This is a genomic window from Metalysinibacillus jejuensis (genome assembly GCF_003057615.1).
In the GTDB taxonomy this organism is placed as follows: domain Bacteria; phylum Bacillota; class Bacilli; order Bacillales_A; family Planococcaceae; genus Metalysinibacillus; species Metalysinibacillus jejuensis.
Genome location: NZ_QAFW01000011.1, coordinates 42,055 through 56,927, shown reverse-complemented (window position 1 = coordinate 56,927; position 14,873 = coordinate 42,055). Strand labels below are relative to the sequence as shown.

The 14,873-nt window shown below is 40.2% G+C and carries 13 protein-coding genes and 1 riboswitch; of the genes, 12 read left to right on the top strand and 1 reads right to left on the bottom strand.

What is annotated here, in order from left to right:
- Positions 1-68 precede the first annotated feature (68 nt).
- The 7 genes from DDE80_RS05765 (at position 69) to thrS (ending at position 9,888) form a co-directional block, all read left to right on the top strand.
- The gene (locus DDE80_RS05765; RefSeq protein ID WP_108306721.1) at positions 69-785 is read left to right on the top strand and encodes a response regulator transcription factor; all 717 of its coding nucleotides are present in this window, start codon (positions 69-71) and stop codon (positions 783-785) included.
- Entirely contained in the window at positions 778-2,553 is a 1,776-nt protein-coding gene (locus DDE80_RS05760; protein WP_108306720.1) for an ATP-binding protein, read from the top strand. Before DDE80_RS05765 ends, DDE80_RS05760 begins: the two co-directional genes overlap by 8 nt.
- Positions 2,554-2,621: 68 nt before the next feature.
- Positions 2,622-2,786: riboswitch (FMN riboswitch) on the top strand.
- A gap of 134 nt (positions 2,787-2,920) precedes the next feature.
- Positions 2,921-3,511 carry an ECF transporter S component gene (locus tag DDE80_RS05755; RefSeq protein ID WP_108306719.1) on the top strand — a complete coding sequence of 197 codons (591 nt, stop codon included), beginning with the start codon at positions 2,921-2,923 and terminating at the stop codon, positions 3,509-3,511.
- Between the two features lie 125 nt (positions 3,512-3,636).
- Positions 3,637-4,107: a transcriptional regulator NrdR gene (gene nrdR, locus DDE80_RS05750; RefSeq protein WP_108306718.1), complete on the top strand. Its 471-nt coding sequence runs from the start codon at positions 3,637-3,639 to the stop codon at positions 4,105-4,107.
- Between the two features lie 14 nt (positions 4,108-4,121).
- Positions 4,122-6,692, top strand: coding sequence for a DnaD domain protein (locus DDE80_RS05745; RefSeq protein ID WP_108306717.1), 2,571 nt, complete (start codon positions 4,122-4,124; stop codon positions 6,690-6,692).
- An 11-nt stretch (positions 6,693-6,703) separates the two neighbouring features.
- On the top strand, positions 6,704-7,642 hold the full coding sequence (gene dnaI / locus DDE80_RS05740; RefSeq protein ID WP_108306716.1) for a primosomal protein DnaI: 939 nt from the start codon (positions 6,704-6,706) through the stop codon (positions 7,640-7,642).
- A gap of 311 nt (positions 7,643-7,953) precedes the next feature.
- Complete coding sequence (gene thrS / locus DDE80_RS05735; protein WP_108306715.1) at positions 7,954-9,888, top strand: threonine--tRNA ligase; 1,935 nt, start codon at positions 7,954-7,956, stop codon at positions 9,886-9,888.
- Positions 9,889-9,938: 50 nt separating this feature from the next.
- On the opposite strand, the gene DDE80_RS05730 is transcribed toward thrS, so the two are convergent.
- The gene (locus tag DDE80_RS05730) at positions 9,939-11,621 is read right to left on the bottom strand and encodes a methyl-accepting chemotaxis protein (protein ID WP_161952275.1); all 1,683 of its coding nucleotides are present in this window, start codon (positions 11,619-11,621) and stop codon (positions 9,939-9,941) included.
- A gap of 385 nt (positions 11,622-12,006) precedes the next feature.
- Between DDE80_RS05730 and infC the strand changes: the two genes are divergently transcribed.
- The 5 genes from infC to DDE80_RS05705 all read left to right on the top strand — a co-directional run bounded on the left by infC (position 12,007) and on the right by DDE80_RS05705 (position 14,873).
- Complete coding sequence (infC, locus tag DDE80_RS05725; RefSeq protein ID WP_108306713.1) at positions 12,007-12,510, top strand: translation initiation factor IF-3; 504 nt, start codon at positions 12,007-12,009, stop codon at positions 12,508-12,510.
- A 29-nt stretch (positions 12,511-12,539) separates the two neighbouring features.
- On the top strand, positions 12,540-12,740 hold the full coding sequence (rpmI, locus tag DDE80_RS05720) for a 50S ribosomal protein L35 (RefSeq protein ID WP_108306712.1): 201 nt from the start codon (positions 12,540-12,542) through the stop codon (positions 12,738-12,740).
- 52 nt (positions 12,741-12,792) lie between these two features.
- A complete protein-coding gene (rplT, locus tag DDE80_RS05715) occupies positions 12,793-13,152 on the top strand; it encodes a 50S ribosomal protein L20 (RefSeq protein ID WP_108306711.1) in 360 nt (119 codons plus the stop codon).
- Positions 13,153-13,216: 64 nt separating this feature from the next.
- On the top strand, positions 13,217-13,480 hold the full coding sequence (locus DDE80_RS05710) for a DUF1294 domain-containing protein (protein WP_108306710.1): 264 nt from the start codon (positions 13,217-13,219) through the stop codon (positions 13,478-13,480).
- 43 nt (positions 13,481-13,523) lie between these two features.
- Entirely contained in the window at positions 13,524-14,873 is a 1,350-nt protein-coding gene (locus tag DDE80_RS05705; RefSeq protein WP_108306709.1) for a sodium-dependent transporter, read from the top strand.

The window sequence follows — 14,873 nt, the reverse complement described above, 5'->3', positions numbered from 1 at the left end:
GCTTCTCTTTTCAATTTGTGAACTAAATTGTACAATAGATATAGATGAATGTAGAAAGGGGTAACACAATGTCAGACAATATTTCCATCCTTGTAGTGGATGATGAGGATCGCATCCGCCGCTTATTAAAAATGTATTTAGAGCGAGAAGGCTACGAGATTGATGAAGCAGAGAATGGTGAGCAGGCGCTTGCTATGACATTAGAAAAAGAATACCACTGTATTTTGCTCGACATTATGATGCCAGAAAAAGACGGATTGCAAGTGTGTGAGGAGTTGCGAGAGCGCTCAACGACACCAATTATTTTATTAACGGCAAAAGGCGAGGAGGCAAATCGCGTTCACGGTTTTGAAATCGGAGCGGATGACTATATCGTCAAGCCATTTAGCCCAAGAGAAGTAGTGTTACGTGTAAAAGCAATTTTGCGTCGTTCACAAGCCTTTGCACCAGCGGCTAATGCTTCGACTTCAAAAGATTTAGTAGTATTCCCACATTTAATGATTGATCATGACGCTCACCGTGTAACTGCAGAAGGTGAGGAAGTTAATTTAACACCAAAGGAATATGAATTACTGTACTTCTTAGCTAAATCACCAGACAAAGTGTTTGACCGCGAACAGCTATTAAAAGAAGTATGGCATTATGATTTCTTTGGCGATTTACGCACAGTTGATACGCACGTAAAGCGACTGCGCGAGAAGCTTAACCGCGTATCCGAAAATGCTGCAAAAATGATTGTTACAGTGTGGGGCGTAGGTTATAAATTTGAGGTCGTGAATGAATAGAATATGGAATAGTGTTGTCGGGAAGCTATGGGTAACCATTTTGCTTCTCGTTTCATTTGTACTATTCGTATTTACCGTACTTATGCTTGAGTTTCTTCAAAACTATCACGTGCAACAGGCTGAGTCTTCGTTAAGGCAAACCGCTACGACAATCGCTAGCCTGTATGATGAGGAGCAACTCGATAGTAAGACGAAGAGCATGCTAGAGGACGTATTGCCAGAAGGCACAAACGCTATTGTCGTCAATACGTCTCGCGAGGTTGTAATGGCGCTACAAGATGGCGAAAACCAACAAGCGATTGAAAAAACAATTTTAACGAACAAATCTTTTGCTAAAGTGTATTCCACACCAGAGCCTATCGTTAAAGAATTGCTTATGCCGTCTTATTCTGATAAAGAGGCAATGGATACATATTTAGTGCTTGCGTTTCCACTGAACGGGGAAAGTGCTTTACACGGTGCCGTATTTATGTACCAAAATCCAGAGGCGTTGCATAAAACTTCGAGAGAAACGACTAAAATTGTAGTACTTGCTGCTATTATTGCTTTTGTGCTAACTACATTTTTTGCTTTCTTCTTATCATCGCGTATTACGTTACCGCTACGTAAAATGCGTGAGACAGCGATTGAACTTTCAAAAGGTAAATTTGATGCGAAAGTAGTTGCAAGCCAAAACGATGAAATTGGTCAATTAGCGAATGCTTTTAATCAAATGGGCCGGCAATTAAAGCATAATGTTGAAGTAATCAATCAAGAAAAAGAGCAGGTGTCCAACATTTTAACATCTATGACAGACGCAGTTATTACATTTAATAGTGATAGTACAATATTATTAAGTAACCCACCTGCTGAAAAATTGCTACAAATGTGGTTTGTCAGTAAGGGAAATCAAAATAGCGAGCCACTGCCACCAGAAATTTATCATATGTTAGACCATGTGCTCGTTTTTGAAGATAAGCTTGAAGAAGAAATCGAGATGCACGGTGCGTACTATAGCATTACAATTAGCCCGCTTTATGGCGGCGACTCAGTACGTGGCGCTGTAGCTGTCATTCGTGATATGACAGAGCAACACCGTTTAGAAAAATTACGTTCAGACTTTATCGCCAATGTTTCGCATGAGTTGCGCACGCCGATTGCTATGCTTCAAGGTTACTCAGAAGCGATACTCGATGAAGTCGTAACGACAGAAGAAGATCGTAACGAGATGATTCGCATTATTTATGATGAGTCACAGCGTATGGGTCGCTTAGTATCTGAGCTACTCGACTTAGCGCGTATGGAAGCGGGACATATGATGTTAAATACTGCTACGTATCCGCTAAATACAGTGTTTGAACGCATTACGCAAAAATTTGCGCAAGTAGCTAAAGAAAAGCAAGTTAATTTAACATTTGATAGTGAATTTGCCGCACATGAAACAATCGTGCTCGATGAGGATCGCATTGAGCAAGTGTTAACGAATTTAATTGATAATGCAATTCGTCATACATTAGAAGGCGGCACTGTCAGTGTAAAAGTAGAGCGTGAAGAGACATTTGTTAAAGTGTTAGTACAAGATTCCGGCGTTGGTATCCCACAAGAAGATTTACCTTATGTCTTCGAACGATTTTATAAAGCAGACAAAGCACGCACGAGAGCTAAGGGTGGTACAGGACTAGGCTTAGCGATTGCGCGTAACATTGTAAAGGCACACTCAGGAAATATTATGGTAGATAGCGTTGAAGGAGAAGGTACAACATTTACATTTTATTTACCATTACGCTAAAGTAAGTTGAAGGGCTTTACAATTGCGTGAAAATTGCCTATGATAATAGTGTAAAACTAAAAAATATGATTCATCTTCGGGGCAGGGTGCAATTCCCGACCGGCGGTAATTATGTGGTAGCTGTACGACAACTACGATTTCACATACGAGCCCGCGACCTATTCATTGTTATGAATAGCTGACTTGGTGTAACTCCAAGGCCGACAGTACAGTCTGGATGGGAGAAGGTGAAGGTGCGACATGTGTAATGTCTTTTTAAACGTGCCTAATTCTCCCTACTACATTCCTTGTAGTAGGGTTTTTTTATGCAACACATTTGTCGAACCTTTCTTCTTGCGAGATGCAATCAACACAAGGAGAGAGTAACATGGAAAAACAACGTAAGCGCACAAGATATTTTGTAACGGTAGGGATGCTGAGTAGTATTGGTTTTTTACTGCATTTATTAAACTTCCCGATTCCACCATTTCCTGCATTTCTAAAGGTAGATTTTAGTGATATGCCAGCATTGCTTGCTGTTATTACAATGGGGCCAGTAGCTGGTATTTTAGTCGAATTCTTTAAAAATGTTTTAGATTGGTTGTTTACCGGTACAGAAACAGGGGTGCCAGTAGGTCATATTGCTAATTTCACGACGGGTGTATTATTCATTATGCCAGTTTATGTCATCTTTAATCGTTTTAAATCAGTTAAAGGGTTAGTAGCAGGTTTAATTACAGGCACAGTCGTTATGGCAGTAGGTATGAGCATTTTAAATTATGCGGTATTTTTACCGATGTATACGTACTTCTTAGGTATGGAAAAAGTCGTAGGCGATGCACTTTATGTGATGATCATTAAAGGTATTTTGCCTTTCAATATTGTTAAAGGTATTATTATTACAATTATTATGGTGCTGTTGTATCAAGCGATGGGTAAATGGATTGCGATGCAACAAAAAGCGTACCGTTATCAATAATAAATGAGCAGGGGAGTATCACGTTTGTGGTACTGCCTTTTTTGTTTATTATAGCCTATCCTTTTTGTATGCTTAAAAATTTGTTATACTTAGCAGTAGTAAATTAACTTACGGGAGATAAAAATATGAGATGTCCTTCATGTCAATACAATGGGACGCGAGTAGTTGATACGCGCCCAGTTGATGATAATAAAGAAATTAGACGTCGTCGTGAATGCGAATCATGCAGCTATCGTTTTACGACGTTTGAAAAAATAGAAGAAACCCCTTTAATTGTAGTGAAAAAAGACGGGTCGCGTGAAGAGTTTAGTCGTGAAAAGTTACTGCGCGGCATGATTCGTGCATGTGAAAAGCGCCCAGTTGCACTAGAAGTGCTAGATGAAGTAGTGCTAACTATAGAAAAAGATTTACGTCAAATGAGTAACGGAGAAGTGCAATCTGATGATGTGGGCGAAAAAGTTATGGATCACTTGGCATCAATCGATGAGGTGGCTTACGTGCGCTTTGCTTCAGTTTACCGTCAATTTAAAGATATTAATGTATTTATTGATGAAATTAGAGAGATTATTGAACGCCAATCGAATGCTAAAAAGTAAGGAGCGTGAGCCTGGTGTCATTATTACCAAAAGAGTTGCATCAAAATGATGTGTTTTTTGTGGAAATTCCTGATCAATTAACGGTAGCAGAACGTCAACGCTTAACCTTGTTTTACCAACCAATTATTGGAGGTAAGGCGCTAAGTTTATACTTTACGTTATGGGCAGAAGGGGAGTTTCAAGCAGCGACGCCTGTTATGCATTATTATTTGATGCAAACGCTTGATATGGGATTACGCGATATACTTAGCGCGCGTTTAGCGCTAGAAGCTATTGGCTTAATGCGTACATGGCGCACGACAGAAGGAGAGCAACGCACATTTCTTTATGAACTTGCTCGTCCGTTAGAGACACAAATGTTTTTTACGGATCCTCTATTATCTATGATGCTATATAGTAAAATTGGTGAGCGAAACTATCGCAATTTACGTGAACGCTTTACGCCAGCGCTAAAAAATCGTGCGAAATTTACAGAAGTAACACGCAGCTTTACGGATGTTTTTACTCCGCTTCACAGCGAGATTCCATCCGATATTGTGGCACCTGTAGTCGCGACTGAGAAAAAAACGTATCCTTTTATGCAACAAAACTTTGATTTTGCTTTGTTGCAATCCGGTTTGCAAGAAAGTTTAGTGCCATCAGCTGCGCTAACAGCAGAAGTGAAAGAAGATATTGCGAAGCTCGCTTTTTTATATCAGCTTACGCCAATTGATATGCAAAAAGTTGTAATTTTAGCACTTGATGATGATTTAGTTATTTCACAAAAGCAGTTGCGAAAAGCGGCGGCTGATTATTACAAGCTAACAGTGACAACAGAGATGCCAAAGTTAATGCCGGTTTTCGAAAAACAAGCAATGACAACGACATCGCAAACGAAAGAGGAAAAGCATCTTGCTTATTTAGAAAATACGAGTCCAGTTGAACATTTACGTCGGCTACATAAAGGTGCGGCACCTTCAGATAGCGCAGTTCAACTTGTAGAATCGTTATTTGTACGCTATGGTTTACCCCCTGGCGTTATTAATGTTTTAATTGAATATGTCATGTTAATTACGGATATGAAGCTACCGAAAAAATTTGTAGAGTCTATTGCGGATCAGTGGCGCCGCAAAGGAATTAATACAGCAGCGGCAGCGATGGTAGCGGCGAGAGAAGAACGCGACAAATACCAAAAAGCAAAAAATCAAGTGAAAGAGCCGACGATTACAAGCGTGGAAACTACCGTGGAAAACGGCTATGATAACTTGACACCGTATGAGTTTTTAAAACAATTAAACGACGGTCATGAGCCGTTTGAGTTTTTAGTGACACTCGCAGAAGGCCTCGTGAAAAATCATGGGATGGCTATAGGTGTTGTGAATGTTTTAATGGCATATGCGATTAAAGAAACAGAAGGTAAAGCGTCGCGTAATTATGTTGAAACGATTGCAAGCAATTGGCAAAGTCGTGGCATAACGACAGTAGAAGAAGCATTAGCAGCTACAGAGCCACAAGGGCATTATCAGCCGCGTGTTACGAAAGCGCATATTACGACACAAACGACGCACTATGATACGACAATCCCATATGATTTTATGAAAGCTTGTTTAAATGGGCAGGAGCCTTTCCCTACGATGATAGCTCTTGCTGAAAACCTTGTACTTACGTATAACATGCCGATTGGTGTCGTCAATGTTTTAGTAGAACATGTTTTGCAAAAAGAACAAGGTAAGTTACCTAAACGCTTAGTTGAAACGATTGCCAGTGAATGGCGTCAAGCATCAGTTACGACTGTGGCTGAGGCTCAAGCGATGATTATGCGTCGTCAAACACCAAAATCTTATGAGCCGCGCATCACAGAAGTACAGCAAATCGATGCGAAGTATAGTCAGCCACCTTATGTATTTTTACGTATGTTGTATGACGGCCAAGAGCCGCTACGAAAAGATAGTAAGCTCTGCGAAGATTTAGTGCTCACACATCATCTACCAGTAGAAGTCGCTAATGTCTTGATTGAATACGTCTTTACAAGAAAAGAAGGCTTATTGCCAAAAGCTTACGTAGAAACGATTGCCAAACGTTGGCAACTTAATAATGTCACTACAGTAGAGCAGGCGCTGGCACAGACGATGCCTAAAAAGGACTATACACCAACCATTACGACAGCACCCCAAGCGTCAAACTACTACGATAGTTCAACGCCGTATGATATGTTAAAAAAATTAGCAAATGGCCAAGAGCCGTTTGCGCATGATGTGAGAGTAGCAGAAGAGTTAATTACGCTTTACAACATGCCTTTAGGCGTAACGAATGTCTTAATCGAATACGTTTATAATTTACAAGAAGGTCAGTTACCTAAAAATTATATTAATACGATTGCGGGCAGTTGGCGTCAAAAAAATATAACGACCGTTGAGCAAGCGTTAGCACATGTGCAAGCACAAAATGAAGCGTATGAAGCGCGTCAAAAAGCAAAGCGCAAAGTAACAGGAAAAGTAGAGCATGTACCAGAGTGGCTACAAAATAATACAACTAGCACAATTACTGGCGAAAATTATGAGAAAGAGCGAGCCGAAATATTAGCGATGCTCGGTCGTAAAGAATAGTAGGTGAGAATATGGAACCGATTAAAAAGACGCTAGCTAAACAATTACAATCGCCTTCGTTTAAAGAAAAGTATGAGCAGGCGCGTCAAGAGGTGTTGCGTCACGAAGCGGTGCAAGCTTTTATTGCTAATCATCAAGCTACTTTAACCGCACAAATGATAGAAGATGCACTTCCAAAATTTTTAGAATACACGAGTCAAGCAAGTGAATGCTGTCATGCAGGCAGTGTACGTGCTTGTACAAATGCGGTCGTCGGCTGTGTACCCAAGCTTGTTTTACAAGGCACTACAGTAGAGGTAATGTATGCCACATGCCCGCAAAAGTATAAGGAAGACGAGGCGCGAGCAGTTGCAGAAATGATTAGTAGTTTGCATATGCCGCGTGAAACGCTATCTGCTTCGCTTTCTACAATGGCAATGGACACAGGTGCACGTTTAGAAATTGCACGCTTTGTGGCTAATTTTATTAATCAAATTAAGGAAACAAAAGAGATGCCTTCAAAAGGCTTGTATATTTACGGCGGCTTTGGTGTTGGCAAATCCTTTATTTTGGGCGCAGTAGCCAATGAGCTTGCCAATATCCAAGTGCGCTCGGTGCTTGTCTATGTGCCTGAGTTTTTACGTGAAATTAAGCAAGCGATTGATGATAAAACACTGCAACAAAAAATGGACTTTGTTAAAAAAGCACCTGTATTAATGCTAGATGACTTAGGGGCCGAATCACTAACGAGCTGGTCACGAGACGAAATATTAGGCGCGATTTTACATTACCGTATGGCGGAGGGGTTGCCCGTTTTTGTAACGTCAAACTTTGACTATAAAAGCCTAGCGGACCATTTAACGTATGTACAAAACCACCAAGAGCCTGTAAAAGCTGCCCGTATTATGGAGCGCATTCAGTCTACAACTGTTCCAATTCAATTAGATGGCACAAATCGCCGACAATATTAGTTTGCAAAAATAGTAAGACGAGCGTATAATGACGTTATTCAAATAGTAAATGCAGTGATTAGGATATGAAATTTATTAAACGACTTAACAGAGAGGGAAGGCACGGCTGTAAACTTCCTAAGTACGTAATAAGTTTTACTCCCTATGAGCAGCAAGAGGGTTAAATCTCTTGCCGTCCCCAGCACGTTAGCTGATGTAGGAGCTTCGTCTGAACTTTGTTCGGAAGGAAGAAGGGTGGAACCACGAGCACAAGCCTCGTCCCTTTTGGGATGGGGCTTTTTTGTGTACAAAATTACAAGGAGTGTCGACTTATGGCAGAGATGATTACATTAACTTTTCCGGATGGTGCAGTAAAGGAATTTGAAAAAGGCATCACAACAGAGGAAATCGCAGGCGGTATTAGCCCAGGACTTCGCAAAAAAGCTTATGCAGGTAAAGTGAACGGAACACTTGTTGACTTATCTACACCACTTGAGCAAGATGGCGATATCGCTATTATTACACAGGATGATGAGGAAGCTTTAGAAGTGTTACGTCACTCATCAGCACACGTTTTAGCGCAAGCCGTTAAACGTTTATACCCTGATGCAAAATTAGGTATTGGACCAGTTATTGAAAATGGTTTCTATTATGATATTGATTCACCAACACCAATTACAGCAGAAGATTTACCTGCTATTGAAAAAGAAATGAAAAAAATTATTGCAGAAAACTTCCCAGTAGAGCGCAAAAATGTGTCGCGTAAAGAAGCACAAGCGATTTATGAAGAAGTAGGCGACGAATATAAATTAGAGCTACTTGAAGCCATTCCAGAGGATGAGCAAGTATCAATTTACTACCAAGGCGAGTTCTTTGATCTTTGCCGCGGTGTACACGTGCCATCAACAGGGAAATTACGTGAGTTTAAATTATTATCACTAGCAGGCGCTTACTGGCGCGGTAACTCAGATAATAAAATGTTGCAGCGTATTTATGGTACAGCTTTCTTCAAGAAGGAAGATTTAAAGCATCACCTACAAATGCTTGAAGAAGCAAAAGAACGTGACCACCGTAAATTAGGTCGTGAACTTGAAATCTTCACAACGAATCAAACAGTAGGTATGGGTTTACCGCTTTGGTTACCAAATGGTGCAACTATCCGCCGTACAATTGAGCGTTATATCGTAGACAAAGAGTTGTCACTTGGCTACCAACACGTATATACGCCAGTACTTGGCTCTAAAGAGTTATATGAAACTTCAGGTCACTGGGATCACTACCAAGACGATATGTTCCCAGCAATGGAGCGCGATAACGAAACATTTGTACTGCGCCCAATGAACTGCCCTCACCATATGATGGTATACAAATCAAAAATGCGTTCATACCGTGACTTACCAATCCGTATCGCAGAGCTTGGTAACATGCACCGTTATGAAATGAGTGGTGCAGTATCAGGTTTACAACGTGTACGTGGTATGACATTAAATGATGGTCATAACTTTGTGCGCCCTGACCAAATTCGTGATGAGTTAGTCCATGCATTAGAGTTAGTGCGTGCTGTATATAAAGACTTCGGTATTGAAGATTTCCGCTTCCGTTTATCATACCGTGACCCAGCAGATACTACGAAGTACTTTGATGACGATGAGATGTGGGAAAAAGCGCAAGCGATGCTGAAAGAAGCAGCGGATACAGTAGGTTTAGAATATTACGAAGCTGAGGGTGAAGCAGCTTTCTATGGTCCTAAGATTGATATTCAAGTAAAAACAGCAATTGGTAAGGAAGAAACACTATCAACTGTACAACTTGATTTCTTATTACCAGAGCGCTTTGACTTATCCTACATTGGTGAAGACGGTAAACACCATCGCCCTGTCGTTATTCACCGCGGTGTAGTATCAACAATGGAGCGTTTTGTAGCCTTCTTACTTGAAGAGTACAAAGGTGCATTACCAACATGGTTATCACCAGTGCAAGTACAAGTTATTCCTGTATCAAATGAGGCACACTTTGATTATGCAAAAGATGTACAGCAAAAGCTAACAGCACTTGGCTACCGTGTCGAAATGGATCACCGTGAAGAAAAACTTGGTTATAAAATCCGTGAAGCACAAATGCAAAAAATCCCGTATATGCTTGTCATTGGTGATAAAGAGGTTGAAGCAGGTGGCGTGAATATTCGTCGCTATGGTTCAAAAGCTTCTGAAACCGTATCATTTGATGAGTTTGCAACAATTATTGCTCAAGACGTAGACAATAAATAAAAAATATCCCGCTAGTGAGGACGATAAGCTCTTCGCTAGCGGGATTTTTGTTAGTTTTTAAATTGGGCAACAGCTTGTTGAAGTTCAACAGATCGGTCGCTAAGCTGCGCGGCAACTTGTTGCATTTCTTGTAGTGAGGCATTTTGATTTTCTGTCATTTCAAGTGAAGTCGCAGCATCTTCGGCTAATTGTCCAGCATTCGTGGCAATTTCTGTAACGGAAGCGGCAACTTGTTCGGCTGCAGCAGAAATTTGTTCGGTTACAGCTGAGATATCTTCGACTTGATTTTGCATCGTATCGACAGCATTAGTAATATGGGAGAAGGCTACGCCCGCATCGTTAATAATAGTTACACCTTGTTCCACTGTCGCTAAATTGGATGCCATTGCTTTACCAGCGTTGCGTGTTTCTTGCTGAATACTAGCGGTAAGGGTGCTAATTTGGGCAGCCGATGCATTGGATTCTTCAGCCAACTTACGCACTTCATCAGCTACAACAGCAAAACCTTTACCGTGCTCACCTGCACGTGCAGCTTCAATGGCAGCATTTAAGGCGAGTAGATTCGTTTGGTCTGTAATAGAAGCAATAACGGCTGTCATTTGTTCAATTTGGACCGATTGTTCAATGAGGCGCTCAATCATCGAAGTCATCGCTTGGGTGGATGTATGAATGGTGGACATTTGTTCACTTGCGGATTGTATCGTTATCCCACCTTGATGAGCAATGCTAGCTGTATCTGTAGCAGATTGTTGTAAGTGTTGTGTAGATTCGGCAATGCGCTGAACAGCTTGTGCAGTTTCATCCATGGCAACAGCGCTGTCATTAGCAGATTGAGCTGTACCTACCATATTAGAGGTAACTGCGCGTGTTGATGTAGCAACGCGCTCAGCTGCGCCCGTAACTTCGGTAGTAGAAGCAGATAGTTCTGCAGCAGTTGCACTTAAGTGATTTGCGTTATCTTGTAAAGAAGTCGTTAACGTATAAAGCATTTTTTTCATTTGATTAAAAGCTTGCGTTAACTGACCTACTTCATCATTGCTAATAACGGGTAAGTCATTAGAGCGTAAATCGCCTGTTGCTACTAAGCTAACTTCTTTTTGTAATGCACGAATTGGCATGACAATAATGCGCGTTACAAAAATACCAATCATAATACCGAGTAGAACAGAAACAGTTGCGATAATAAGAGCAATATAGCCAGCCTTTTTAGCCACGCCTTCAGCTTGTGACCGTACGTCAATAATGGCAGCGTTGATAGCTTCTGATAAGCGATTACCAACTTCATTAATTGTCGCATCATGCTCAGTTACTTTCATCACATAATTTTGTAATGCTTCTGCTTGTTTGTTGTCTTTATAAAGGGCCATCGTTGCCTCGCCATCTTGTAAAAAGGCGTTGTGTGCTGCAATGACTTCTTTAATTAAGGCTTGACTTTCTTTTGTATCAGCAGTCGCTTCGAGTGATTGTAAAATTTGTTGTTTATCTTGTTCTAGCGCATTGAAGTTGCGCTCAGCTCCAGGTACATCTAATAAAACATTTTGCACGGCAGACATTTGCTGCGAGAAATCCTCTTCCAATGTGCGTAAAGATTCTAAAAGAGGGAGAGCATTGTCTAGGGTTGCGTTATACTCATGCTCCACTTGCTTAAGTTGCCAAAAAATTGTAGCGCAAGCGATAACCGTTAATGTATTTAAGAGCGTTACGACTACAATAAACTTTTGACGGATAGTCATAGGTATTTCCTCCTTTAAAATAATGATGATATACTTAAATATACTATAATTTATAATTGAAAAGGTGTGAATATTTTTATACACTTTGTATTGACATAATAAATTATAGATGATATTATAGTTAAGGTTAATGAATACAGATTGTGGTTGAAGTAGAGGCTGCCCGCTTCTCACCTGAATAAGACGCTCGCACGAGTTGTTTACAGGTTTGACACGTTGAATTGTAACGCATAGACTTTTGCGTATGAACATATAAGCGGGCGGACATTTCTTCGATGTCCGTCCTTTTTTTATGGACATTTAGAAGTGTACCGTTCAACAGGGCATATAAGCCCACTCATGTATTCGCGACAACACTTGGAGGTGGATTATTATTAGCAAAGACATGTATGTAAACGAAGGCATTCGCGCACGTGAAGTCCGCTTGATTGACCACAATGGTGATCAGTTAGGTGTGAAAACACGCAACGAGGCGCTAGAAATCGCTACTCGTGTAAACTTGGATCTTGTCCTTGTAGCCCCTCAAGCGAAGCCACCAGTCGCTCGTATCATGGACTATGGTAAGTTTAAGTTTGAGCAACAGAAAAAAGATCGCGAAATTCGTAAAAATCAAAAGGTTATCAATATGAAAGAGGTTCGTCTGAGCCCTACAATTGATGAGCATGATTTCCAAACGAAACTTCGCAACGGTATTAAGTTCCTTGAAAAAGGAGACAAAGTTAAGGCATCTATTCGCTTTAAAGGTCGTGCAATTACGCACAAAGAGATCGGTCAACGCGTATTAGATCGCTTTGCAGAAGCTTGTGCTGAAGTCGGAACGGTTGAAACAAAACCGAAGATGGAAGGCCGAAGCATGTTCTTAATTATGCAACCTAAGAACGAAAAATAATTTTTACTTGAGTTTAGGAGGAATTTCAAATGCCAAAAATGAAAACTCACCGCGGCGCGGCGAAACGTTTCAAAAAGACAGGTACAGGTAAATTAAAGTTTGACCGTGCATACGGTTCTCACTTATTCGCTAACAAATCTACTAAGCAAAAACGTCACTTACGTAAAGCTAAAGTAGTTTCTTCAGGCGATTTCAAACGTATCCGTACATTATTAACTTACATGAAGTAATAAAAACAAAACAAACAAATTCATTCACATGAATTAGCAGGAGGTAATTGGTATGCCACGCGTAAAAGGCGGAATTGTAACGCGCAAGCGTCGTAAAAAAGTTTTAAAATTAGCTAAAGGTCACTTCGGCTCAAAGCATAGATTATATAAAGTTGCGAACCAATCAGTAATGAAAGCGGGTATGTACTCATACCGTGACCGTCGCAACAAAAAACGTGACTTCCGTAAATTATGGATTACACGTATCAACGCAGCTGCTCGCATGAATGGTCTTTCATATAGCCGTTTAATGCACGGTTTAAAAGTTGCTAATATCGACGTAAACCGTAAAATGCTTGCTGACTTAGCTGTTACAGATGCACAAGCATTTGCTCAACTAGCTGAAACTGCTAAACAAGCAGTAGCAAAATAATTTACACAAGAGCTGACAAATTCAATACGAATTTGTCAGCTCTTTTTTTAAGGAGTTAAGTAAAATGCATGAAGTTGTACTCGGTTATATAGTCGTAATGTCATTATCTCTTGTGATTTGCATGGGTTATGATAAATCACAAGCAAAAAAGCATAAATCACGCATTGCAGAAAAAACGCTATTTACACTCGCGATTTTTGGTGGTGCTGTCGGTGGTGTACTTGGCATGTATTTATTTCGTCATAAAACACGAAAAAACAAATTTGCCTTTGGCTTTCCATTACTTGCAGCCGTACAAGTATTTTTAGTCGTTCAAATTTGGCCTTAATTTTGGTAAAGTAGAAAGAGCTTAGATATTGAGGAGAGTTGAGATGAGTAAAAAAAATGAGTGGTCAAGCAAATTTGGTTTTATCTTGGCTTCAGCAGGCGCGGCCATTGGGCTAGGTGCTATTTGGAAAATGCCTTATGTAACGGCGCAAAGTGGCGGGGGCGCATTCTTTTTAATTTTTGTTGCGTTTACGTTATTAATCGGTTTACCGATGTTGTTATCTGAATATATTATTGGACGTAATGCCCAAGCAGAGGCAGTGACAGCGTATAAAAAGCTAGCACCTGCTACTAAGTGGGTTTGGTTAGGACGTATGGGCGTCATTGGTTGCTTTTTATTACTCACTTTTTACAGTGTAGTAGGTGGCTGGATAACCCTCTTTACAGGCTATGCATTAACAGGTGGGTTAATTGGTGATGGTATTGATGCTGGCCAAATTTTTGGTGCTGTGACGAGTACACCAAGTACAACCCTTTTTGGTTTAGCCCTATTTACATTAGCTAATGTAGTCGTTATTTCCTTAGGTGTACAAAATGGCATCGAAAAAATGAATAAAATTATGATGCCGTTGCTTTTCGTATTATTTATGATACTCGTTGGGCGTGCATTAACGCTAGACGGGGCAATGGAGGGTGTAAAGTTCTTTTTATATCCTGATTTTTCTAAGACAACAGGAGAGTCATTGTTATATGCACTGGGGCAATCCTTTTTTGCGCTAGCAGTAGGTATGTCGTGCTTAGTAACGTATAGTTCATACTTAAAAAAAGATGTGAGTTTACCACAGGCGGCAGGTTCAGTAGTAACATTAAATATTTTAGTATCTTTACTTGCGGGTTTAGCAATTTTTCCTGTAGTATTTGCGACAGGGCTTGAGGCAAAAGCAGGACCGGAGTTGTTATTTATTGTACTGCCAGCAGCCTTTGGTCAAATGCCATTTGGTGAAATCTTTTTAGCTTTATTTTTAGTGTTATTTTTATTTGCTACATTAACGTCATCTTTTAGCTTATATGAAATTATTGTAGCAGCACTTGTTGAAAAGTTTGGGCTGACACGTGCACAACTGACAATGATTTTAGGTGTTGTCGTATTTATTGCGGCGATTCCTTCAGCATTAACATCAAGTGTGTTAAGTGACGTTACGATTTTTGGTAAGACAATTTTTGATGCTACCGATTTTTTAGTGTCTAATATTATTTTACCAATTGGCAACTTGCTCATTGCGATTTTTGTCATTCATGTGATGCAGCGTGAACGCGTTAAAGCGGAATTGTTACAAGGGAGTAACGTGAGTCCTTTATTTTATACGGTGTACCGTCTATTGATGACATACGTAGTGCCTGTAGCGATTAGTATTGTTATTTTGTATACAATTTATGAAAAATTTATAGCATAA

Coding starts and splice junctions, on each gene's coding strand:
- DDE80_RS05705 (WP_108306709.1), top strand. CDS start 13,524: ATGAGTAAAAAAAATGAGTGGTCAAGCAAATTTGGTTTTATCTTGGCT.
- infC (WP_108306713.1), top strand. CDS start 12,007: ATGTATGTAAACGAAGGCATTCGCGCACGTGAAGTCCGCTTGATTGAC.
- DDE80_RS05765 (WP_108306721.1), top strand. CDS start 69: ATGTCAGACAATATTTCCATCCTTGTAGTGGATGATGAGGATCGCATC.
- rpmI (WP_108306712.1), top strand. CDS start 12,540: ATGCCAAAAATGAAAACTCACCGCGGCGCGGCGAAACGTTTCAAAAAG.
- DDE80_RS05755 (WP_108306719.1), top strand. CDS start 2,921: ATGGAAAAACAACGTAAGCGCACAAGATATTTTGTAACGGTAGGGATG.
- DDE80_RS05730 (WP_161952275.1), bottom strand. CDS start 11,621: ATGACTATCCGTCAAAAGTTTATTGTAGTCGTAACGCTCTTAAATACA.
- nrdR (WP_108306718.1), top strand. CDS start 3,637: ATGAGATGTCCTTCATGTCAATACAATGGGACGCGAGTAGTTGATACG.
- DDE80_RS05760 (WP_108306720.1), top strand. CDS start 778: ATGAATAGAATATGGAATAGTGTTGTCGGGAAGCTATGGGTAACCATT.
- dnaI (WP_108306716.1), top strand. CDS start 6,704: ATGGAACCGATTAAAAAGACGCTAGCTAAACAATTACAATCGCCTTCG.
- rplT (WP_108306711.1), top strand. CDS start 12,793: ATGCCACGCGTAAAAGGCGGAATTGTAACGCGCAAGCGTCGTAAAAAA.
- thrS (WP_108306715.1), top strand. CDS start 7,954: ATGGCAGAGATGATTACATTAACTTTTCCGGATGGTGCAGTAAAGGAA.
- DDE80_RS05710 (WP_108306710.1), top strand. CDS start 13,217: ATGCATGAAGTTGTACTCGGTTATATAGTCGTAATGTCATTATCTCTT.